Raw genomic sequence first — 21679 nt, forward strand, 5'->3', positions numbered from 1 at the left:
AGACATAATTATCAAAAGAAATAATCACCTACTATAAATAATACTATATTTCGCTAATTTTTATTCTTAAATATATATTAAAGATTTAGCTTGTCAATTACTCTTTACCCATGCTTCTCGGTGAAATACCATAAAACTTCTTGAATACATTTGAAAAATAGCTCACATCATTATAGCCCACCCTCTCAGCTACCTCTGTAAGTTTATAGTCGGTACTCGTTATCAGCCTCTTCGCTTCCTGCATACGCAGCTGTGTAATATATTCTGTTAGAGTCATGTCCGTTTCGCTCTTGAACATCTTTCTTAGATATGTCTGATTAACACATAGCTTTTCCGAGATATCCGAGATTGAGAGCTCATTGTTGCCATAATTTTCTTCAATATACTGCTTTGCAGCCTGTGCCGTTGAATGTGTCTTTGACTCTCTTTTCCCTTTTTCAAACTCGATGCGCTTTTTATAAAGATATATCACATTATCGCGCATTTCTTCGGAAGACTTGGCATCAGCCATAAATTTCTCGGGAGAAAAACCTTCGCCGTAAATTCTCTCAATTGAAAAACCTGAGCTTATTATATTTGTCATCAAAATACTGATGGCGCTTGTGAGAAGATTCATGTCAGAAATAGAAACTTTGCCATCCACAGACTCTTCATGAAGCCTCGTCCATAACGTACTTATCACAAACTCCGCATCGTCAGCCTGAAGCGTCTCAATGTCCTTGTTGAGCCTGATTATTGCATCGAGGGAAGCATATCCCTTTTCATCATTGCTCTTACGAAGATCCCATAGCTGACCATAGCCCTTTTGTGATAAAAAGCTAAGACACCTTTCATAGGCTTTTTTAATATCTCCTAAACCGGCTGCCTTCTCGATAGCCACAGAACTGCTGATCTCAAGCTGACTTTTTACTACCTGAATGATATCTGTAAACTCATATCCCTTATAGTTATCAAGTGCTGTATCCGAATCGAAATCCATTAAAACAACAATATTGTTCTCGAAATCATGGAATATCCTAAAAGATCCTTCAAGCTCAAGCATATCGCCAAGAAGCTTTGCGATAAGGTTTTCCCAGTTCATGAGTTTTTCTCTTGCATCTGTCCTTCCTTTGGTATATCCTGCAGTATCAAATCTGAATAAAGCCAGAAGATATGCACTTCCAACTTCTTTTTTAGGGAAAAGATGCTTCTCAATCCCGGCCAGTACATCCTTGTCATTATTACCGGCGTAGATTACAGTCTTTAGTTCTTCATCAAGTTCTTTTTCAGCTTCCCCATCCTGAATTATCTGGGTTTCAACCGCCTTCCCGATATTGTCATGCAGTTTAAGAAGGCTAAGTATCAGTTCCTCTTTTTCAAATGGTTTGACAATGTAATCGCAAACTCCGATCTTAACAGCTTTTCTGGCATACTCAAATTCATTGTTTCCTGTTATGAGTATTACTGATATGTCAGGGTAGTCTGAAGTTATGCGTTCAGCAAGTTCAAGACCATTTATATAAGGCATGGTTATATCTGTCAGAACCACATCAGGATAGAACTCTTCAATTTTTTCAAGCGCCTCTTTTCCATCACGTGCTTCACAGCAAATCTCAAAGCCGTATGAATTCCAATCTATACAACCTCTTAGATATTCCAGGAAAATAGGCATATCATCGACAATCATAATTTTGATCATGCAACAACGCTCCCTGTGGTACACGAATTATTATTGTGGTACCAATGTTTTCTTTACTCTCTATTGATACGCCAAATTCTCTTCCGAAGTAGAGCTTTATTCTTCGCGCTACTGAATAAAGTCCAAAATGAGAACCACCTTTTGTTGAGTCATGAGAGGTTATCTCCGCTTCCTGACGCAGTTTTTTCTTTTCGTCATCAAAAAGCTTATCATCTTCAAGGAGTTGTTCCAGTTTATCTCGCTCGTCTTCACTCATACCAATGCCGTCATCGGAAACTTGTATCAGAGCCACCTCTCCATCTGCTCTTCCTGTCACGGTAATTTTACCCCAGCCTTCTTTGTTTTTCAGGCCATGATATATTGCATTCTCAACAAGCGGCTGAAGTGTCATCTTGGGAATACTTGCATTTTTTATTGCATCCTCAACATCAATCTCATAGCTGAATTTATCATTGTAGCGCATTGTCTGAAGGTCCAGATAATCCTGTATTATCTGAATTTCCCTCTCGATAGTCACTATCTCTTCACTTCCGGAAAGAGAATTCCTGTAATAGTTGGCAAGCTTTTTGGTGACGCGCGAAGCCTCTTTTGCCCTGTTCATCTCAATAAGCATGATTATAATGTCCAGGGTATTATATAGAAAATGTGGCTTAACCTGCTCCTGTATCAAAGCGAGCTCATATTCACGCTTCTTTTTGGCCTCCTCATCAACCTGTTGCAAGAGTTCTAAATTGCGCTGCGTCATATAGTTAAAAATCCTGCCGAGTCTTCCTATCTCATCCTTATACTTAAATCTGAACCTGAAGCTCATGTCCCCCTCAGCAATCTGCTCAGCGCCGTCATGAAGGATTTTTAGCGGATGGGTGACATAATTAGTCGAGAACAGAACTGATATGAGAAGCAGGATTGCCGTCACTGTACCTGTCGTCAAAAGAATGAACTGCAAATCCTTACCTGTAACATTAAATCTGTTGAGATTAGTAATACCTACTATTGTCCATGTAAATTCCTTTACCTCATCCTTTGCTATGAGATAGGACTCATTGTTGTACTTGATAAGGTTCTGCTTTGTGCTAAAAAGACTTTCAATGAGCTGTGTATCTTCATAGATCTTATCTTTTTTTTCTGTCTCCGAAACAAAATTCCCATCAGTATCATAAAGAAAATAATAGCTTATCTCGCTCTGCGAAGACTCAATGAGGTAATTCTTATCCATGTTTATAAAAATGTAGCCAATAGGTACACCTGTTACAATATTTATCACATGTTTCCCCATTGTTATTATCTCTTTACTCTCACGGTTCATGGGGTTTTTTGCCTGCTCCATCATTATTGTCTTGCCGCCCTCGCCGGAGAGCTTTTTCACATAATCTGAATCAAGTATATCCATCTTTAAATCTGCAAGTGCAGGATCAGTCGTATACATTCTGCCATATTTGTCCAAAAAGACTATAGAAGAAATCCCGTTATAGATAAGCAGTGACTGAGAAAGCTGGCTTATTATCTTATTGTCTCTTGTGACCTGCTTCATAGATTTGTCATTGTAATATCCGCTGAATTCAATGGTGAGATTGTTGGAGCAGAGTTCACCATTTGCAAGAACTGAAGAGATTCTGTCAGACATTATGCGGATATTTTCATTGATCTGATTATCCGCTCTCTGCATTATCGCTCTGTTATAGAAAAAAAGCATCAAAGCAGTAAGCACTATCATAGGTATCAGTGCCACCAGAATTGTCATTGATGCAATTTTATACTTGATGGACATGTTCCTTGCCTTTTCTCTTCCGGAAATCTTACGTCCGGCGTCGAAGGCTTCCATGTCCCTGATTGTCATATCTTTTGGATTCTTATTTTCCATAAAACTAATTGTAACATACAAAGGGCCTTCTATCAGCTTTTTAGCCAATAGAAGGTCTTGTAAAAGTCTATTTTGATCACCCTTTTACTGCGCCACCGATTGTCATAGCGTTCTCAACCTGCTCGGAAAAGATTGAGTATACTAAGATTGCCGGGAATGATGCAATAACCATTGTTGCGCCCATTCCGCCCCAATCAGTAGTGAACTCTCCCTGGAAGAACAAAACTCCCAGAGGAAGTGTCTTAAGCGCCGGAATACTGCCTACTACTACATTTGCAAGAATGAACTCATTCCATGCATTGAGGAAAATGTAGATTACAAGTGTAACAGTTGCAGGACGAACAAGTGGCTCGATAATCCTAAAGAAAGTCTGATAAATTGTTGCTCCGTCCATACATGCAGCTTCTTCAAGCTCAATCGGAATACCTTTAAAGAATCCGTAATAAACCATACATGCAAATGCCAGATTGATCGCTATATACGGGAAGACCAGTGACCATCTCGTTCCCATCAGGTTAAACTTCTGTACAACCTTAACAACCGGGATCATAATAGCCTGAACCGGAATGAACATTCCAAGTCCAAGGAAAAGTCTTGTAAAAGTCTTCATTTTCCACACCATACGGCTTGTGGCATATGAGAAAAGAAGCGCACATACGATAGTTATTGCAACTGTTCCAATTGAAACAAGTAAGCTGTTCAGAAAATAAAGCGGCACATCATACTTGGTCCATGCTGTTATATAGTTCTCATAATGAAGAGGCCATGGAAATCCAAATGGATTAGTGACAAATATTTCCTGATTGGTCTTGAATGAATAAAAAAGCATCCATATCAGTGGGTAAAGTGAAAACGCTGCATAAATCCAGCAGAATACCACGAATATATAATGCAAAGCTGATTTTTTGCCTTCTTTACGCATTTCGTCTCCTCCTTGATTTCTCCTCTTCTTTCTTCTGGTTCTTTTCTCTGAAAATGAAGTTGATCACCAGCATTACAAGCATACACTCAATTACCATTACAGAAGCAGCTGCAAGACCGTATCCATAATCTGACTTCTTAAATGCTGCATTGTACATCATATATGTGAGTGTGAAAGTTGACTTGTTCGGGCCGCCGCCTGTCAGGATATTCATCTCAGTGAAGGCCTTGATACCTCCTGTAAGTGAAATGATAAGGCAGAACTTGTAGGTTTCTGCAAGAAGCGGAATCGTGATCTTAAGGTGTGCAAGAACATTTGAACATCCATCTATTCTTGCAGCCTCATAGTAGTCAGCAGGGATTGACTTGATACCTGCAACAATAAGCGCAAACTGATAGCCCATCCATTGCCATGCATTAACAAAAGCAATTACATATATGGCTTTATATCTGTCTCCAAGCCAGTTCTGTGAAAAACCGGAGCCTGCAGCTTCAAAGAGCTTATTAAGGAGTCCCTCTCCGCTGAGAATTGCGCTCCAGAGCTGACAGACTACTGTTACAGACAAAATAACCGGGATGAAATATGCAACTCTCAGGAACTTTCTGCCCTTCATCTTTTTATCAGAAATTGTAATAGCAAATACTGTAGCAAAAAACATCTGATAAACAGTGATCACAATGGCAAAGATCAGCTGGTTCCTATTTGACGTGTAAAATACTCTATCTGTGAACAGATCTAAGTAGTTTTTTAGACCTGTAAAATTCGGCATCGTAAGACCATTCCAGTCTGTAAAACTGTATGCAAATACCTGAATGATCGGAATAAAATCGAATGTAATAAAGATTGCAAGGGCCGGCAAAATAAAAAGAATGATAGCCAGCTTATTTCCCATGTATTTTTTCATTGGGTATCTCCCATTTTTCTCATAAACATGGGGCGGACTTTTTCCCGCCCCACGTAATTACAGTCATTATGTAATCTATATTCTTAACATATATAGACTATGTTTTTTATCACTCCATAATGTCGTTCATATCCTCAATGAATTCATCAGCTGTGAACTGTCCGGAAACAAGTCCCTGTGACTCAGACTGAATGCCATCGTTGAATGTAGAATTTGTAAGTCCCCATGTGAACTTTGTTGTTGATGTTACTGAAGGAAGTGTATCAGAAAGCTTCTTCATCATTGCAGGATACTCTGAATCAGGCTCTTTACCTGTATTGAGTGCTACAAGAGGATTGTGTCTGTACATAACCTTAGCTTCGCAGTACTTCTCTGTGATGAACTCAGCAACTTCTGCAGCAAGTTCAGCATTAGCTGAATCAGGATTTACAGCAAAGCCTGAAGCAGAACCGCCGCCTGAGAATGCAGCCTTACCGGCTTCGTATGAAGCAGCATCCTCTGCAGGATAGAACATCCAGTCAACATTTTCACCAAGTGCCTTAGTTGCATCCTCGATGTACCACTGTCCGTTGATGAACATAGCAGCCTCACCTGAAAGGAATTTCTCAGAAGCCTGGTCATAGTTTGTTGTTGTAGCATCTTCCTGGAAAAGACCTGCTGCAACGAGCTCCTCAAGTTTCTTTGCTGCTTTTACATAACCTTCGTCAGTAACCTTTGCAGTTCCTTCATCAAGAGCCTTTATTCCGCCTGCAGCATATCTTGTAGCAACTACATCATAAGCTGCTGCCGTGTTCCAGCCTTCCTGTCCGAAAAGTGCAAGAGGTGTGATTCCCTTTGACTTGAATACTTCGATACAGTTCAAAAGATCATCGTATGTCTCAGGAACTGATAATCCGTTCTCCTCGAAAAGAGCCTTGTTGTAGTACCAAAGAACATATTCCTGACCTGAGAATGGGAATGCATAAATGTTGCCATCCTCTGCATAAGCAAGATCCTTATTTGCATCATAGAGCTTATCAAGGAATCCTGTTGACTTTGCAACATCGTTGAGTACCATGATCTGGTTTGACTCACGGAATGTATTAATAAGATCTGTACTTGCCTGATAAATATCAGGAAGCTGACCTGTAGCAGCCAGAGTCTTGAGTGTCTGTCCGTCATCCTGTGCCTGTACAATAAGGTTGAGCTCAACGTTTGGATAAGCCTCTTTAAGCTGCTCTACTGCGTAATCATAAGGAACCTTTGTGTCATCATCTGCATACTGTGTATAGATTGAAAGTGTAACCTTATCCCCTGAAGCATCAGCTGTTGTATCGGCAGCCTTCTCTTCTGTCTCTGTTTCTGCAGCTGCAGGTGCCTCGGTAGCTGCAGGCGCATCAGTTGTTGTCTGTGCCTCTGTGCTGCCGCATCCGATAAGAGATGTTACTGCAACAGTAGCACACATAAGAGTACTGAGTATTCTCTTTTTCATAATATATATCCTTCCCTTCTCTTTTTCAGGTTTCAAAATCACTGGCGAAACCTGTTTGCTATTTACAGTACTCATTATAGAAATCTTATGAAGGCAAAAAAATGAGGAATTCAAAATTGTTTTTGTAAATTTCGAATTCCTCACTTTTTGCTTGTTTTTATATAGCTTATCAGTTCCTCTAAATCATCAAAGCCATCTCTTTTGCAGTCCTTACAGGTTACATTTTCAGAACACAGACAACATGCTAATCCACAACGCGCTATTCCTAGTTCTCTTTTCATATTCTCTCCCAACCTTTGTCTTAAACAAACTACAGTTTCAGCCTCATATCCTTATACTTCTGATTTCTTTCTTCAAAGCCAATCTTTTTATAAAGAGAATAACCTTCCTCTGTAGCCTTCAGATCAATATAACACAGACGATTCTCCTTGGCATAGCTTACTACGTCATTCATTAAGCGTGTGCTGATGCCTTGTCCACGATACTCTTTCTCAGTGAATACGCTCAGCACTTCGCCAACTAATCCATTTTGCATAGATGGATTTGCCGGTTTTTCTATGAGCAAAAGATATGCCGTTGCAACAAGCCGTCCATCAGCCCTTGCCACAAAAGCAATAAGATCTTTACCAAGTTTCCTCTCAAAATAACCGGGTAGTTGTTCTTCCATAGCATGTTTATCAGTTTCGCTGATTGAACCATAATCATCCATTATATATGCAATACGAAGCCTGGTCAGTTCTGATATATCTTTGTTATTAGCAGTGTCAAATGTTACACTCATCATATTTCCCCCTGCTTTCAAATATCATATTACTCTATACTATATGATACAACAAAAAAGAGAAGCATCTCTGCTTCTCTTATACTGCTAGCGACCGGGATCGAGCTTTCCTGCGCCTTTCAAACACAGATAGAAAGGAGACTGGCGGTTTCACTTTATTTTCTGAACCCACTTTTGAACCTAGTTGTAGATATACATCAAATGTGTTTAAACTACTTTATTCTTTATAGTTTCTATGTGTAAATACAGGTGTCGCAGTACCTGTAACCTTGTCGCGTTTTTCAACCTTAAGAACTGTATACTGTGTCTGTCCAACTGTGTAGTCATTCATTCTTGCCTCAGAAGAAAAGATAGACATTTCACTGATAAATATTATCCCTGCCAGATTATTACTTTTCTTATATAGCATTAGATTTTCAAATCTCTCATGATTGTTTATCAGATAATCTGCATTGATGCTTGTCCAAGGACACTTCTTTTTACTAAAGCCAAAAAAGCTGTACTCTTGGTTATCCAGCTTTTCTATTATGTCCGCAAGCTGTCCGAAAAGCTCTACCCTTAATTCCATTTCATCTGTATAATACCTTGATTTTTCAAAGTCAGCATTTTCATAAGTTCCTGCGATGATTTCATCATATAAAGATTCTGTTTGAGCTCCATGTACGTTTAAGAATTCAAGATCCTTCAGATAATGCAATCCCATTGTGTGGAACCAATCAACCTTATCAAAAACCAGACAAAGAACGCTAGCCTTTCCTTTTCTGCCAATTTTTATAAAATATTCCGTGTTTAGCAGTTTGTCATATGAGCTTAAAGATTCTAACACTCCCATTGTATCTCCAAAAAATAAAGACCTTGTATTTGGCTACAAGGTCTTTTTGATAATTTTCTTTCGGATAATCCTATCTGGTTTGTGGTTATTTATCGAACCCACCTAGAACTCCATCAAAGAAAGCGTTCCAGAACCCTCTTTGATTTCAACGTTCAAACGAACCTCAAGTGTCCGCTGTTAAGATTATAGTATTGTAATCAAAACCTTAAGTCAAGAATATAAAGAGATAATTCATAGAAAATTCATTGCACATTTTTATGCTCCCAATTCATAATCCTGAATCCTCTCTTTCCACTTTTTATACTTCTTGTACTGAATATCATCCAATTCCCAGAAGTTTACTCCAGGGTCACATTCACCCACTATTTGCTTTTCACCAACCAGTTTATAACCTAGCGCCTCAAAAAAGTTCTTTATGTAGTCATACCAGACAGAAGGTTCAGCAAATTTACCAGCTATCGACTCTAATCGATTATCCTCATTAAAAAACCACGGATTTGGAAAGTTTTCATCCATTTTTTCATACGGATTGACCCTATTTGAAAACTTTATGTACTCCTTAATCAATGTCTCATCTGGCGCAGGAATTATCTCTAATTCACCTGCCCCAATCATCCAACATCCCATTTTTATTCCTCCTTGATAAATGAATAATTTAGGTTATAATATAACCATCGGTTATTGTATAATACATAACCATTGGTTACTTGTCAATAGTAAAATGAGGCACATATGAAATTCAAAGCTGAAAGAATAATCCAAATTCGTGAACAATTAGGTATGAACAAAGCTGAAGCAGCAAGAAAACTCAACATGTCTGCAATGGGTTACGGGCGTTATGAAAATGGGCAAAGGGAGCCATCATTCCAAACAGTATGTTTCATAGCGTCAACGTTCAACACTACTTCTGACTATCTTTATGGCTTAACAGATGATCCAAATCCAAGTACAATAACGATTTCTTCATCTGAAGACCCAGAACTTTTTTCTTTTGTAAACTCTCTCCAGAAGGATAAATCCTTAGAAAAAAGGTTATTAGAATACTTTAATAAACTGACTCAGCAAGATAAATGAACGCAAAAAAGAGAAGCATCACTGCTTCTCTCTTACTGCCGGCGACCGGGATCGAACTTTTAGTGGTCTCACAAAGCCGCAGAGAAAGGGGCTTCGCCGACCCTGCTTTTTATTTGTACCACTTTTGTACCACTTTCACAAAATCAAAGAGGCTGTGTAAGTGATGTATATTATTCACGCTCAACTCTGAAAAATACTTTAATTTGCATTTCTTAATCAATCATATTTATAAAATCCTTCTCCGGTTGAAACTCCAAGCTTACCATCTTCTATATAGGTTTTAAGCATTCTCGCCATGCCTTTGAAGTTATAGGGAGCCAGGAATGAAGGTGTTTTCTCATACTCATGTACAATGTTGTAAACAGTATTTAGTCCAACAATATCAAGAATCTGAAACGGTCCCTTCGGTGCTCCTGTACCAAGCGTCCAAGCTCTGTCTATGCTCCTGGAATCAGAGATTTCATTTACATACAGATCCATCCCGGAAAATAAAAGCGGCACGAGCATAGAGTTTAACAGATACCCTGATTTTTCTTTTCTAACAGGTAATGGGATCATATTGATCTCTGTAGCAAACTCAATAATGTCATAGAAGTACTTCTTGTCTGTTCCATCATGCGTCATTACCTCAACCATATTATTCTTCCAAATAGAATTTGCAAAATGCATTGCAAGAAATCTATCCGGTCTCTTTGTGTAAGGCGCAAGTTTTGATGGCAGTAGAGTAGATGAATTTGTTACAATTACTGTTTTTTCAGGCAGTAGTAGTGCCATCTTTTTATAAAACGATATCTTATCATCAAGGTTCTCTGCCATTGATTCGATAACCAGGTCCGCGTCATCAACCGCACTTTCCATATTTATAGTCATTTTTATATTTTGATATGCATCCTGGGCTCTGCTCATGCACACGCTTTTACTGAAGCTTTCATGTTCAGAAATTCCACGCGCCCAATTTTCAGCAAGTTTTCCATCATCAGTTGCCATGGCTTCTATTGTATTGCAATATGTCTCATACAGCTTTGTAAGCTTGGGAGTGGTGCGACCCATACTATCCTCGCTTCTAAGCCATATGGTGACATCAAAACCACAATATGCTGCCTGAAATGCGATCTGACTTCCAAGCACTCCGCCTCCTGCAACTACTATCTTCCTGTAATCCATTGTATTTCCTCCGTTCTGTTTTATAAAAGAGGAGCAAACAGCCTCCAAAATGCCTCTAATGCGCTCTCCATAAGACCTGTTTTTCTTAAATCATCCTTTGTGATATTACTTGAAGCTGAAAACATATCATCGAAGTCATCTGAAACTGTTTTTGCAAACATACCATCATAAATAACCGTTCCATTTTCAAAATGATGGTAAAGACTCCTGTAGTCCAGATTGACTGATGAAACTACTGTTACAAAATCATCACACAAACACATCTTTGCGTGGTTAAAGCCAATATTGTACCTGTAGACCGATACTCCTGCCAAAACAAGTTCTCTGGCATAGGACCTGGTCACATGATATATGAGCCTTTTATCAGGTATCCCGGGAATTATAATTCTTACATCGACGCCTCTTTTTTTAGCTGAAACAAGTTCTTCCTTAAATTCATCTGTAATAACCAAATATGGCGTACTAAAATAAACATATTCTTTAGCTCCACGAAGAATATTCATGTAGACTTCGAATCCAACCCTCTCATCATCCAGCGGATCATCAGCATAAGGCTGTATGTACATATTTTGAATCGAGCTGTCTTTTGAATGTACCGGCAGAAAGAACCATGAGGGATTAACCTCTTCCGCTCCAATGGTATCCCACATCGATAAAAAGAATGCTGTGAGCGAATCCACTGCTTCACCTGTTATTCTCACAGCTGTATCTTTCCAATGCCCAAAAGGCTCCGTTAAATGAAAGTATTCTCTTGTGATATTGTATCCTCCGGAATATCCTATATTGCCATCCACCACCATTATTTTTCTATGATCCCTGTTATTCATAAAAACTTTGAATACTGGCGCAAGCGGATTAAATACCCTGCATTCTATTCCATATTTCTTCATATCCAGCATAAAACGCTTATTTAAAAAGGCTATGCTGCCAATATCATCATAAATAATTCTTATGCATACACCCTCAGAAGCTTTTTGTATCAGTACTGACTTAAGTTCTGCAAAGCATTCATCGTTTTCTATCTGGAGATATTCAAGAAATATAAAGCGTTTTGCATTCCCAGCATCTTCAACCTGCTGTTTATAACCCAAAAGCGCATCATTAATGTATATCACTCGGGAATCATCATACAGTGGAGCTCTTGCATAATGTGAAAGATAATATGCCTGGCCATAATGGTCTTTATTTTCCGCCTGAAACTTTTCCAAAGCAGCTCTGTCCTCGGGAAGATACTCTAAATTCTTTTCCTCTGACTCATTAAACCTTTCACCTATTCTTTTAGTTGCGGATTGCCTTCCTGCCAGCAGATATAAACACACTCCCAGAATTGGGAATGCGCTTATAAGAAGTATCCACATTATCCTGAACGAAGAATTTGATTGCCTGGAGTATATATATAAGGAGACTGCTACAGCAACATAGGGAGTTATTGTAAGAACCCAGGGAGATCTCGTTTGGAGTCTAAGCACAGTTAAGACTATGTACCAAACCTGTGCTATCAACAAAAGTGCGTATATGACACACTTTAATATTCCAAGTTTGGTATTGATGCGCTGCAGCAGTCCCTTATATTTCTCTTTCTTCATCCGCACACCGTTATCTCAAGCAGTCTTTTCACTACTCTTCCTTTTATTAGTTCCAGCAAGCTTCTCTGCAACAGGGGTCCAGTGTTCTGCATATCTGTCACATTTTGCGCATAGATGTTCACAGCTCTCAGGGCTGATCATATCAGTGCTCTTTGCTCCTGTTTCTTCTATGATTGCCCTTAATTTCTCAGGATTTTCCAGCATCGGACAAGGTCTTAGAGGATTGTCATTAAAAGGCTGTCCCTTTTGATATGCCCTGAAAAGTGGCTGCTTAAGACATTCTACTAAAGTCATGTCGTGTATATTCGCTCCGGAATAATGGATAAATACACAAGGTTCAACATCACCATTTGGATTAACATGGCAATAGTACTTACCTCCTGCGATGCATCCTCCAACAAACTCTCCATCATTTTGGAAATCCATGCAAAAAATTGGCTTGCCGCCTTTAAATGCCCTGATTTCCCGTATTCTGCGATACATATAAGCTCTCTGCTCGGGAGAAGGGATCAGTTCTTCTGAAGCATCCATTCCGACAGGCATGTAATGGAAATACCATGAGAAAGCCACCCCTTTATCAATCAGGAAGTCGTAGAACTGGTCTGAAGTAACTGCCATGCAATTGTATGCTGTATAGCAGATAGATGTTCCGTATACAAGTCCGTTGCTCCTCAGAAGATCCATAGCGTTCATTATCTTCCTGAATGTCCCCTCACCACGTCTGGAATCCGTTGCCTTCTCATCCCCCTCGATGCTGAGTGAAAGCACTATGTTCTTAACTCTCTTTATATCTTCACAGAACTTCTGATCAACCAGGGTTCCATTTGTAAAGATCATGAATCCACAATCATCGTGCTTTTCTGCAAGGCGTACAATATCATTTTTCCTCACAAGAGGCTCCCCACCGGTCATCACGTATGCATGAATCCCAAGCTCTTTGCCTTCGCTGACCAGTCTGTCCATATCCTCAAAGGACAGATTACACTGTTTTTCATATTCAGCCGCCCAACATCCGGTGCAGTGAAGATTGCAAGCACTGGTAGGATCAAAAAGGATTACCCATGGAACATGTACTCCAAGCTTTTTCCCCACTTCTTTGGTCCTGTGAAATCCGCAAAAAGCTCCTTCAAAACCAAATGCCATAAACAATCCTCTGAGATACTCCCTGTCAGCAGTTTGGAGTAGGTTGTCAAAAAACAGCTTCCATTTTCCATCCCCCGAGAATGCTTCTCTTAGATTGTCATATGCATAATCCGGCCATGCATCTCCAAGAACCCTTTGAATAAGGTCAATAATCTTCAGATATCCCTCATTGGGATCTCTGTCCAGCCTATGTACAGCTGCATCAAATGCTCCTTCAAACGCAAGTCTCTCTGCAGAATGCTTTATAACGATACCCATTTTATTTTTTCCTTTCTATTAAAACTTTCAGTATTATCTACCCTTGATTCTTTTAATGATTTTCCCTGTAATCACAAGAGCTGCTGCCCCTCCTGCTATGGCTCCGACCTTTGACTTATTCTCTTTTGCTTTATCTATGCTCTTTATAACCGGATTTTGCTGCTTTGAAGGGTCTGTCACGCCATAGCGTCTTAGAAGTTTTTCAATTTCTGTCCCATGAATCTTTGACAACACTGCTGCTATTGCCACGTCAGCGACAGGTCCAAGACTGCCATCATTTATAGCTTTTCCGTCTCTTAGTGCTACGGTAGCCTTAAGCAGGTCTCTGATGTCATATGTGCTTCCCCATACTTCCGGAACAGCTCTTTCTATATCAAGAAGCGTATATACTGCCTCCATTCCTGTTCTTATGGAGTATTCCGTAGTAAAAATCGTATCTCTCTTTGTCTCTGCAAACTGTCCCAGAAATGCGAAGTTGACGGCTCCCTTCGGAACGACATCAGGTCTGTCTCCAGCCTGTCTTGGCATAAAGAATGCCGTTACATAGGGCATCATTACAGGCACTGTATTACAGCTCTTCTCCGCAAGTTCCTTGATTTCGTTCTCAGGAACTCCAAGATGATACAACCACTCCATGCATATCTCTTTACCTGTGCAGCTTCTCATTGGCTTTTTCACATAATCACCAGGTCTGTCTGTAAACAGACTGTATACCCAGACAAGGCACTGATCCTTAGGCTGGTTTCTGAACTGTGGCTGCCTGTTGATAGTCCAGCTAAGAAGCCATGAAGAGTCTCTGCAGGTCACTATTCCGCCTGTTACAACTCCGCCTGAGAAAGGATCTCTTTTACATATTTTCTTTATGTAAGGAATAACCTTATCGTCCAGAGTTGTTACTGTTGCACTCATCCAGTTTGTCAGTTCAGGTTCGTGGCAGAATTTATCAGGTTTGCCAAATGAAGCATCCTGGGCCGCAATCTTTTTCCACATGTCCCAGCCACCACCAGGCTTTATTTCTTTGTTGAACTTTGCAGGCTCATTCTGGCTTCCAATTGTTGAGTTCTCAACACACCCTCCATTTGTTATAAATACAAGGTCGTTTTCAGTCAGTCCTATCACATCGTTCTTACCATTCACAGTTATCTCTATCTGCGTGGCTGTTTTCTTCTCGCCGTTTTTCTCAAAGATTACATTGTTTACCTTTGTTCCAAAATGAAACTGTACATCAAAGCTTTCCAGATACCTCACCATGGGAAGGATCATTGATTCATATTGGTTGTATCTTGTAAAACGAAGTGCTGTGAAATCAGGAAGCCCTCCTATATGATGAACAAATCTGTGCATATACAGCTTCATTTCCAATGCACTATGCCAGTTTTCAAAAGCAAACATGGTTCTCCAGTACATCCAGAAATTTGAGTCAAGTACTTCGTCATCAAAAACATCCGTTATCTTCTTATTGTACAGATCCTCATCAGGAGTCAGATACAACTTCATGAGCTGTGAAGCTCCCTTGTCTGATAGTCCAAATTTCTTATCAGTATGAGCATCCTTTCCTCTGTTCTCCGTAGCTCTGCAAAGGGAATAGTTAGGATCATCTTTGTTTAGCCAGTAATATTCATCAAGCACACTGGCTCCTTCTGTTTCTATCGAGGGAATTGATCTGAACAGATCCCACATGCACTCAAAGTGATTATCCATTTCCCTTCCACCACGCATCACATATCCAATATCATTGATATACATACCATCACATGCTCCGCCGGCAACAGGATCCTTTTCTAAAATATGGATATGTTTGCCATCCATCTGCCCATCCCTCACAAGAAAGCAAGCAGCAGATAGGGCAGCAAGTCCTGATCCGATAATGTACGCAGATTTTTCTTCAACATTTATTGGCTTTCTTGGTCTTGCAAAAGCCTCATAGTTACCACTTGAATAATACATTTGAGAACCTCTCTTTCCTGTTTGATATTTTTATTCACCTAATGTGCTTTTCATATTTTCAAATATCATATCAAAAGCCTTGTATTAACAAGCGCCAAAGCATATGAAATTAAAAAGGACACCACTCCCATCACTATATCCACAGGCTTGTGTCGTTTCATGTGCAGGGATGCCCACACGCTTATGCAAAGAAGAATTGCAAAAATAATTCCGACAAATACATACCCAAAAGAAAAAGCAAAAAAAACAGGGAGCTATGGAACTGGCTGCATGACCGCTAGCTCTTATCCCCAGCAATCTGTTAAATATGGTGAGCATGACTACAGTTATGAAATATGTAAAAAATATCTGCTTTATTCTGACTGTTCCGTGAGAGAGCACATAAGCAAAACATATTACATATCCCACAAGACTGAATATGAAGGCAAGCTTTCGCTGCTTCTTTCTCCCTCCGTTAAATAATACAGGAATAATTCTGTGAACCGGATATGCAGCAAGTGGTATTAACACAAGCCCAATAACTGCGATGATCATATCGTATCTACCAGCAAATGACTCTTTTTCCGAAAAGTAAAGTACGATAAGGAGTACTAAAATCATGAACGGTGGAATGGTTATGATACGAACTATCTTTGCAACTAAACTTACATATGTTTTTGCTTCTGTATTTGTCACCATACCCACTTAATCCCCTCTCTGACTCTCTATTGCGGTCTGTTCACATGATAATGAATCACAAATGAGATCACTGCAAGCAAAACAGATAACACAGCAGAGATAATGAATACGGGAGAATTTGGATTCATAATGCTGGCTCCTGCTATTGTGAATGCTATCATTCTCGGGAGTGCTCCCAAAAAACATCCTGCCAGAAATTGAGGAAACCGTATTCCCGAGGCCCCCAGATACATGCTTACAATATCGCCAGGAAGTATCGCTACAACCCTCAATAGAAAAGAAACAAAAAAGGCGTTCTTAGATTGATATTCGTTTATCCGTCCAAGCCATTTATTTCGTACGATGATCTGATCTGCCAGATCATGCCCTGAAAACCTCCCTATATAATACGGAATTGTCAGAACAATAACTATCCCAATGAAATTGAGTAACAGTGCGATCGGTAACGGAAACACTATACCGGTCACTACTTCAAGTGCAGCAATAGGGAACGCAACACTTAGACTCTTTAACGCATATAACAGAAGCAGAATAAAGGCTGATAATGCCGCATTTTCAGTGACAAGTCGACAAATATTCAGAACACTCAATTCATCTCTCTTCCAAACTGCTATGATTGTAAATATCAGACATGTAATAAGAGGAAACGCTCGCACCGCTTTTTTTATAAATTCTTTGTCAATCATAATCTGTCGGTATTAGGCATCAAAGGCTCATGATCATCACTTAAATAATACATTTACGCTGCTTGATATTTTTATTTACCTGCTTACGCAAATCTTAATCCGGAAAAAAAGGGGTAACAATAGACAAAAAGATGGCGATGATGAAATATTCACCATCGCCGCATAACTGTTCAAAAACTGGGCAAATTCCTCAGTTTGTTTAATGTGCATTTGCAATATTCTTAAGGCAGAGTTTCATACTTCCGTTAAGTGCCACAGCAAGCTTTCCTACCAGTTCGTCAGGATTGTCCTTCATCCCTTCATGAATCCAGCGCAATATAACACCGACAAATATATACTGATACATTTCAGCAGCAAACTCCTTTTCTTCATCAGTAACACTGATTCCTTCCGCCTCCTCGTAGACAATAGAAGCTATAACCTGCTTTATCTGTGGAAAAAGAAACGATTCAATGCGCTCACGTCCCACGTTTCTATATACATTTTCCACGAATGCCTTGTTTTCCAGCATCATATTAAGCAATCCGATAGTTCCATTTTCCCAGTTATCATACTGTCTGTATTGCGAAAGAGCCTTTTTACCATCCTCAATACATATCCACTCAACCAGATCATATATGTCCTTAAAGTGATAATAAAAGGTATTTCTGTTAATTCCACATTCATCAGCGATGTCTTGGATTGTCACCTTTTTTAGATTTTTGGTCTTTAATACGCTCTTAAGTGCCTGTTCCAAAGCTCTCTTTGTCATTATTTCAGACATCTTCTCACCTCCCAAAACCATGTTGGGTTTATCGTTAATCTCACAGCTTTTTACAAATCAAAACTTCTCATAAAAAGCTTCTCCTCGTGGCGCAAGTTAATTAGTTCCTAAATATGCCCTACAAACTAAGTAATTATGGCGTACTCATGGCACCGAAAAGTCATATTTCAAAGAATCTGCAAGTTACTGCAAGTTAAATCCCATGCACGCAACATTATATTCTCATGATTTTCTTGATTTATCTTATTGTAAAAGCTATTGGCAATTTATCCTTGCAAGTTAAATCATAGTCACTTCCCAAATCTATTTTGAAGCAGCACTTTGCCCCATCTGTAATAAGACAAAGCACTGTCAGTTCAACATTTTCTGTTCTATGCATTTCTGCTCCTGACTATATTTTTATCAGTACAAGCCACTAATATACTATTATTTCAGAACCAACGCAGGATTTGACAACAACTGTGAAATAGTAGCTTTATACGTGCTCATCTCGATAATTCTTGTAATGGTAGTTATGCGTTTTCCAGCGTCCTTACTAGATGCTCCACAGTGATAGAGCTTCATATCCTTTGAGCCATTATCAATAACAATATATCTATCATGAGCTCGGTTCAGAGATTTCAAGAAGTTGATAGTTCTTCCAGGATATTCTGTCAAAAAGTCATTGTAGTCCGAGAGCTTCAGGGCATTACCACCCTTATTATCACTGATTACTGTGACTGTAACTTTTGTTTTTGTAGCAGCAAGATGTCTTAATGTCTTAAGTCCCACATAATCATCAACGATGATAACACTCTTTTTTGCCTTACCGTATATCTTCTGATACGCAATATCAGCTTTAAATGGCTCACCATCAAGAATTAGGATTTCTTCATTCTGTAACCCATCATCAAAAAGCTTCATAAAATCTGAAAGATCAGATTTCGTAACCATGTTATCTTCGATATTCTGTATACGCTCTGCCATATGATACTGGTTATTCTCTAATCTTTGGAGTTCCTGATAAGGGAGCAGCTGCTCATTCTGTCTTATGTAATGAGACATTTCAACAAAAGCTTCCATTATTTGTATGCTTGCATCAATTGCTCTGTCGGTATGAAGTGCCGATGTAAGCATCGCAACCCCTTGCTCCGTATATACATATGGAGGATACTTAATATTTTGTCCCTGTTTCAAACTTCCATTTTGGAACCTTGAATACTCTTCCTTAGACAACTGAAAACAAAAACTATCTGGAAATCTTTTAATATTTCTTTTCATAGCCTTGTTCAAATTACCAGTGGTTACTTCAAAATAGTCTGCGATGTCTTTATCAAACATCACCTTTTTGCCTCTTATTTCGTATATCTGTCTTTTTATTTCTTCTTTATCAATCTGTTTAAAGATTCCTATTTCTTCTTTACTCATATTTATCCTTTCAATTCAAGATTCCAATTTGGAATCTTGAATTATAATCCATTTTACCGGTATTTCAGATTGGAATACCGATATAGTATATCATTTTATTTCTAATGCAACATCAAATCTTTTCAGGTACCAAATTGGCACTTTGAAGGATTTGATGTTCAAAGTATTTTTCCATCATTCATGCCATCTCTAAGCGTCTTCAATGTCTTTTTTTCAATCTCCTCGGCATATTTCTCAGTGAGGTTAAAAAACGCAGCGGTTTCACTTATGGTTTTGCATTCCAGTACACTCAGCCCATAGCGATACATGATAAGTCTTCTCTGTCTGGCAGGAAGATCTTTTATCCTGTTGCGCATTTTCTCAAGCATTACATGAAGTACAGCAAGGTTTCCTGTCGGATCATGCCACTCAAGGCTGTTCCTGTCAGAGATTTTAACATCATCCTTATCAAGAGGCTTGTCATCAAGGAATACCCTTGTAAGGCCGCTGTCTATCATTCTCTTTTCAAAAGCTGACAAACCTTTCCTGCAAAGATCAGTCATGGCATTCTTCATTGCCGCATAGGCATAAGATGAAAACTCTGCACCTGCATCTTCATCATAGTTCTTGGCTGCACGCAGCATTGCGATTCTGCCTTCCTGAAGGATATCATCAAGCTCAATTCCGCCGTACTTAGCATCCTCCATTGCCTGAACCATTTCAGAAGTACTTGTCAGCTTTCTTACGAGGCCTTCGTTTTCAATAAGAAGTCTTGTCTCTGCATCCAGATTATTCTGTTTTATCTTTTTGCACAACTCCCTGTTTCTTTTATCCTGTCGGAGCCCATGCGTCTTACTTTCCATATTTTGCATATGTCATTATTATCTGCTCAATTGCAGGAGTATATTCCTCTATCATTTCAGGAGTCATATTGGGATCTAATGACATTCCCATTTTGATTGCTTCAACGATTTTCTTCTGACGCTGTTTTTCCGGAAGTTTCCTTCCCCAATCAACCTTCTTTACTTCAAGTTTTACCTTGTCAGCGATCTGCTTGTCGAGGATGTCTCTTTCTTTTCGAATATCAACAGCCTCGCCGTCAATCTTTTCCCTTATTTCTTTTATAGCAGCAATTACAGCATTTCTTATGCGGTCAATCTCATATTGTGTTGCAGGTTCTTTTGACAGGCGTATCCCATCACGAAGCTCTGCCATTTCTTTGTCCGCAGGAAGATCGCCACTTCTGACAAGTTCACCTAAAAGCGAATAAGTGAAGTCCTTTACATTATTGTTGACCCTCGTTGCCTCTGACATGACTCCGGAAAAGTAGATGGACATCATGGAAACAGCGGAGATAAACTTTTCATTCACAAGCAGCTCATTAATCACTCTGGGATCCACCTTACCGGAATAAAGATTCTTTGCTGCATCCACGGATATTCCCAACTCCTTAAGTTCATAGTATGTCTTATCATCACTGTCCATGATTCCAAGGATATAATCTGAAGGAACGTCATAGAATTTTGCAAGCTCGATCAGTGCATCACAGTTTAATGCAGCTGTTCCATTTTCAATTCTGCTATAAGTACTCCTGCTTACATGAATCACATCAGCAATCTCATATTGATCAAGATGTCTTGCTTCACGAAGCTCTCTGAGTCTTTCACACAGATTCCCTGGTAAGTGCTCTGACATATTGCTCCCTCCATACAACACCAATGCACTTATTCTACCATATTACCTCTTTGGAAAAAATCACTATTCTGTGAATAGGCTCCCCATCATTTTTAGCGTAATCACCACAGCTATCTTATCCATCTGAATTTCAGATTTGAAATCAAAACCACAAAATTGAATCACATTCCAGGTAATGTGTGCAGGATTTTTACAATTTGCCTATTTTTAAACTTTTCTCCGTATTATCCCTCAGAAGCATAAAAAGAAAAGAAGCTTCAATCCGTTTTTCCCTTGCTTTATGCAAGGGCGCACTTCTATACCTCTTTCAGAGGTATGTGCGTTTTGCTCTGCAAAAGTCTACCCGGCTTCGCCAAATTGCGTTCGCTACCGCTCCGGGATTGCAGATAATCAAGAAGAAAAGGCATAAGTAACTATCAACAAAGCTGCTCCTCAAATTTGAGGAGCCGAAGCAAGTGACCCAAAAAAGTCGCCAAAAGAAAGAGAGGTAAATTATTATGGCAGACAAACCAAGTTTATTAGCACAGCTTCATCCCAATCCAAAGCTTGAGAAACTCAGAAATGAGAAAATCAAAATCACTACGCAGAAAGAAAAAGCCGAAGTCAAATTAACTCAGTCAGGACACCGAGTGACTCAGGTAGAAAATGAAATCGAAACCGACAAGAAAAAAGCACGTACCGCCAGAAATAGCCGTATATGTTTCAAAGGCGCTCACATTGAATATCTGATTCCTGAAACAGCGGATCTTAACAAAGAGCAGTTCATGAAATTTTGTGATGCTCTTTTTTCTTTCCCCGGAATCAATGCACACATTCAGGAATGCCTAAGAAAAGCAAAGGAGGAAGAAAC

At 39.3% G+C, this 21679-nt stretch carries 20 protein-coding genes and 1 pseudogene; 3 read left to right on the forward strand and 18 right to left on the reverse strand.

Annotated features, from left to right (window positions below; all coding sequences use genetic code 11):
• Nucleotides 1-97: 97 nt before the first annotated feature.
• The 9 genes and pseudogenes from G589_RS0115075 to G589_RS0115110 all read right to left on the reverse strand — a co-directional run bounded on the left by G589_RS0115075 (nucleotide 98) and on the right by G589_RS0115110 (nucleotide 9076).
• A complete protein-coding gene (locus G589_RS0115075; protein ID WP_051192433.1) occupies nucleotides 98-1678 on the reverse strand; it encodes a response regulator in 1581 nt (526 codons plus the stop codon).
• A complete protein-coding gene (locus G589_RS0115080) occupies nucleotides 1653-3560 on the reverse strand; it encodes a cache domain-containing sensor histidine kinase (RefSeq protein WP_196811894.1) in 1908 nt (635 codons plus the stop codon). Before G589_RS0115080 ends, G589_RS0115075 begins: the two co-directional genes overlap by 26 nt.
• 55 nt (nucleotides 3561-3615) lie before the next feature.
• Nucleotides 3616-4461, reverse strand: a complete 846-nt coding sequence (locus G589_RS0115085) for a carbohydrate ABC transporter permease (RefSeq protein WP_035771703.1) — start codon at nucleotides 4459-4461, stop codon at nucleotides 3616-3618.
• The gene (locus G589_RS0115090) at nucleotides 4454-5365 is read right to left on the reverse strand and encodes a carbohydrate ABC transporter permease (protein WP_026522708.1); all 912 of its coding nucleotides are present in this window, start codon (nucleotides 5363-5365) and stop codon (nucleotides 4454-4456) included. The genes G589_RS0115085 and G589_RS0115090 overlap by 8 nt, the downstream gene beginning before the upstream one ends.
• Nucleotides 5366-5474: 109 nt before the next feature.
• Nucleotides 5475-6836 (reverse strand): ABC transporter substrate-binding protein, encoded by a 1362-nt coding sequence (locus G589_RS0115095; RefSeq protein ID WP_026522709.1) that lies wholly within the window; start codon nucleotides 6834-6836, stop codon nucleotides 5475-5477.
• 203 nt (nucleotides 6837-7039) lie between these two features.
• Nucleotides 7040-7117 (reverse strand): annotated as a pseudogene (locus G589_RS22460) (DUF3795 domain-containing protein); the annotation flags it as partial.
• 29 nt (nucleotides 7118-7146) lie between these two features.
• Nucleotides 7147-7620, reverse strand: a complete 474-nt coding sequence (locus tag G589_RS0115100; RefSeq protein WP_081669079.1) for a GNAT family N-acetyltransferase — start codon at nucleotides 7618-7620, stop codon at nucleotides 7147-7149.
• A 214-nt stretch (nucleotides 7621-7834) separates the two neighbouring features.
• Complete coding sequence (locus G589_RS0115105) at nucleotides 7835-8449, reverse strand: PBECR4 domain-containing protein (RefSeq protein WP_026522711.1); 615 nt, start codon at nucleotides 8447-8449, stop codon at nucleotides 7835-7837.
• Between the two features lie 255 nt (nucleotides 8450-8704).
• Nucleotides 8705-9076 (reverse strand): hypothetical protein, encoded by a 372-nt coding sequence (locus G589_RS0115110; RefSeq protein ID WP_022766799.1) that lies wholly within the window; start codon nucleotides 9074-9076, stop codon nucleotides 8705-8707.
• 105 nt (nucleotides 9077-9181) lie between these two features.
• On the opposite strand from G589_RS0115110, the gene G589_RS0115115 reads away from it, so the two are divergent.
• Nucleotides 9182-9523, forward strand: coding sequence for a helix-turn-helix domain-containing protein (locus G589_RS0115115; protein ID WP_022766798.1), 342 nt, complete (start codon nucleotides 9182-9184; stop codon nucleotides 9521-9523).
• Nucleotides 9524-9739: 216 nt separating this feature from the next.
• Here the strand turns inward: G589_RS0115115 and G589_RS0115120 are convergent, their stop codons facing one another.
• The 4 genes from G589_RS0115120 to G589_RS0115135 are packed head-to-tail and all read right to left on the reverse strand — an operon-like array spanning nucleotide 9740 to nucleotide 15621.
• Nucleotides 9740-10687: a 3-hydroxyacyl-CoA dehydrogenase gene (locus G589_RS0115120; protein WP_026522712.1), complete on the reverse strand. Its 948-nt coding sequence runs from the start codon at nucleotides 10685-10687 to the stop codon at nucleotides 9740-9742.
• 20 nt (nucleotides 10688-10707) lie between these two features.
• Complete coding sequence (cls, locus tag G589_RS0115125) at nucleotides 10708-12273, reverse strand: cardiolipin synthase (protein ID WP_051192435.1); 1566 nt, start codon at nucleotides 12271-12273, stop codon at nucleotides 10708-10710.
• 15 nt (nucleotides 12274-12288) lie between these two features.
• Nucleotides 12289-13674 carry a radical SAM protein gene (locus tag G589_RS20195; protein ID WP_035776253.1) on the reverse strand — a complete coding sequence of 462 codons (1386 nt, stop codon included), beginning with the start codon at nucleotides 13672-13674 and terminating at the stop codon, nucleotides 12289-12291.
• A gap of 33 nt (nucleotides 13675-13707) precedes the next feature.
• On the reverse strand, nucleotides 13708-15621 hold the full coding sequence (locus G589_RS0115135) for an oleate hydratase (protein ID WP_026522714.1): 1914 nt from the start codon (nucleotides 15619-15621) through the stop codon (nucleotides 13708-13710).
• 183 nt (nucleotides 15622-15804) lie between these two features.
• Here G589_RS0115135 and G589_RS21985 point away from each other — a divergent pair, with 183 nt between their 5' ends.
• Nucleotides 15805-16083, forward strand: a complete 279-nt coding sequence (locus G589_RS21985; RefSeq protein WP_155832557.1) for a hypothetical protein — start codon at nucleotides 15805-15807, stop codon at nucleotides 16081-16083.
• Nucleotides 16084-16325: 242 nt separating this feature from the next.
• Here the strand turns inward: G589_RS21985 and G589_RS0115145 are convergent, their stop codons facing one another.
• The 5 genes from G589_RS0115145 to G589_RS21370 all read right to left on the reverse strand — a co-directional run bounded on the left by G589_RS0115145 (nucleotide 16326) and on the right by G589_RS21370 (nucleotide 20829).
• Entirely contained in the window at nucleotides 16326-16985 is a 660-nt protein-coding gene (locus G589_RS0115145; RefSeq protein WP_026522716.1) for a TVP38/TMEM64 family protein, read from the reverse strand.
• Between the two features lie 199 nt (nucleotides 16986-17184).
• On the reverse strand, nucleotides 17185-17748 hold the full coding sequence (locus G589_RS0115150) for a TetR/AcrR family transcriptional regulator (RefSeq protein ID WP_026522717.1): 564 nt from the start codon (nucleotides 17746-17748) through the stop codon (nucleotides 17185-17187).
• A 426-nt stretch (nucleotides 17749-18174) separates the two neighbouring features.
• Nucleotides 18175-19155, reverse strand: a complete 981-nt coding sequence (locus G589_RS0115155; RefSeq protein WP_026522718.1) for an ORF6N domain-containing protein — start codon at nucleotides 19153-19155, stop codon at nucleotides 18175-18177.
• A 158-nt stretch (nucleotides 19156-19313) separates the two neighbouring features.
• Nucleotides 19314-19949: a sigma-70 family RNA polymerase sigma factor gene (locus G589_RS0115160; protein WP_196811895.1), complete on the reverse strand. Its 636-nt coding sequence runs from the start codon at nucleotides 19947-19949 to the stop codon at nucleotides 19314-19316.
• 37 nt (nucleotides 19950-19986) lie between these two features.
• Entirely contained in the window at nucleotides 19987-20829 is an 843-nt protein-coding gene (locus tag G589_RS21370) for a helix-turn-helix domain-containing protein (RefSeq protein WP_051192437.1), read from the reverse strand.
• A gap of 497 nt (nucleotides 20830-21326) precedes the next feature.
• Between G589_RS21370 and G589_RS0115170 the strand changes: the two genes are divergently transcribed.
• The coding region (locus G589_RS0115170; protein WP_026522720.1) for a DUF3847 domain-containing protein at nucleotides 21327-21679 on the forward strand (353 nt) is incomplete at its 3' end.

It is taken from the genome of Butyrivibrio sp. VCB2001, assembly GCF_000423965.1.
In the GTDB taxonomy this organism is placed as follows: Bacteria; Bacillota; Clostridia; order Lachnospirales; family Lachnospiraceae; genus Butyrivibrio.

Bases quoted from the DNA above. Each gene is read 5' to 3' on its own strand.
- G589_RS0115075 (WP_051192433.1), bottom strand. From the start codon at position 1,678: ATGATCAAAATTATGATTGTCGATGATATGCCTATTTTCCTGGAATAT.
- G589_RS0115085 (WP_035771703.1), bottom strand. From the start codon at position 4,461: ATGCGTAAAGAAGGCAAAAAATCAGCTTTGCATTATATATTCGTGGTA.
- G589_RS0115090 (WP_026522708.1), bottom strand. From the start codon at position 5,365: ATGAAAAAATACATGGGAAATAAGCTGGCTATCATTCTTTTTATTTTG.
- G589_RS0115095 (WP_026522709.1), bottom strand. From the start codon at position 6,836: ATGAAAAAGAGAATACTCAGTACTCTTATGTGTGCTACTGTTGCAGTA.
- G589_RS0115100 (WP_081669079.1), bottom strand. From the start codon at position 7,620: ATGATGAGTGTAACATTTGACACTGCTAATAACAAAGATATATCAGAA.
- G589_RS0115105 (WP_026522711.1), bottom strand. From the start codon at position 8,449: ATGGGAGTGTTAGAATCTTTAAGCTCATATGACAAACTGCTAAACACG.
- G589_RS0115110 (WP_022766799.1), bottom strand. From the start codon at position 9,076: ATGGGATGTTGGATGATTGGGGCAGGTGAATTAGAGATAATTCCTGCG.
- G589_RS0115115 (WP_022766798.1), top strand. From the start codon at position 9,182: ATGAAATTCAAAGCTGAAAGAATAATCCAAATTCGTGAACAATTAGGT.
- G589_RS0115120 (WP_026522712.1), bottom strand. From the start codon at position 10,687: ATGGATTACAGGAAGATAGTAGTTGCAGGAGGCGGAGTGCTTGGAAGT.
- cls (WP_051192435.1), bottom strand. From the start codon at position 12,273: ATGAAGAAAGAGAAATATAAGGGACTGCTGCAGCGCATCAATACCAAA.
- G589_RS20195 (WP_035776253.1), bottom strand. From the start codon at position 13,674: ATGGGTATCGTTATAAAGCATTCTGCAGAGAGACTTGCGTTTGAAGGA.
- G589_RS0115135 (WP_026522714.1), bottom strand. From the start codon at position 15,621: ATGTATTATTCAAGTGGTAACTATGAGGCTTTTGCAAGACCAAGAAAG.
- G589_RS21985 (WP_155832557.1), top strand. From the start codon at position 15,805: ATGCAAAGAAGAATTGCAAAAATAATTCCGACAAATACATACCCAAAA.
- G589_RS0115145 (WP_026522716.1), bottom strand. From the start codon at position 16,985: ATGATTGACAAAGAATTTATAAAAAAAGCGGTGCGAGCGTTTCCTCTT.
- G589_RS0115150 (WP_026522717.1), bottom strand. From the start codon at position 17,748: ATGTCTGAAATAATGACAAAGAGAGCTTTGGAACAGGCACTTAAGAGC.
- G589_RS0115155 (WP_026522718.1), bottom strand. From the start codon at position 19,155: ATGAGTAAAGAAGAAATAGGAATCTTTAAACAGATTGATAAAGAAGAA.
- G589_RS21370 (WP_051192437.1), bottom strand. From the start codon at position 20,829: ATGTCAGAGCACTTACCAGGGAATCTGTGTGAAAGACTCAGAGAGCTT.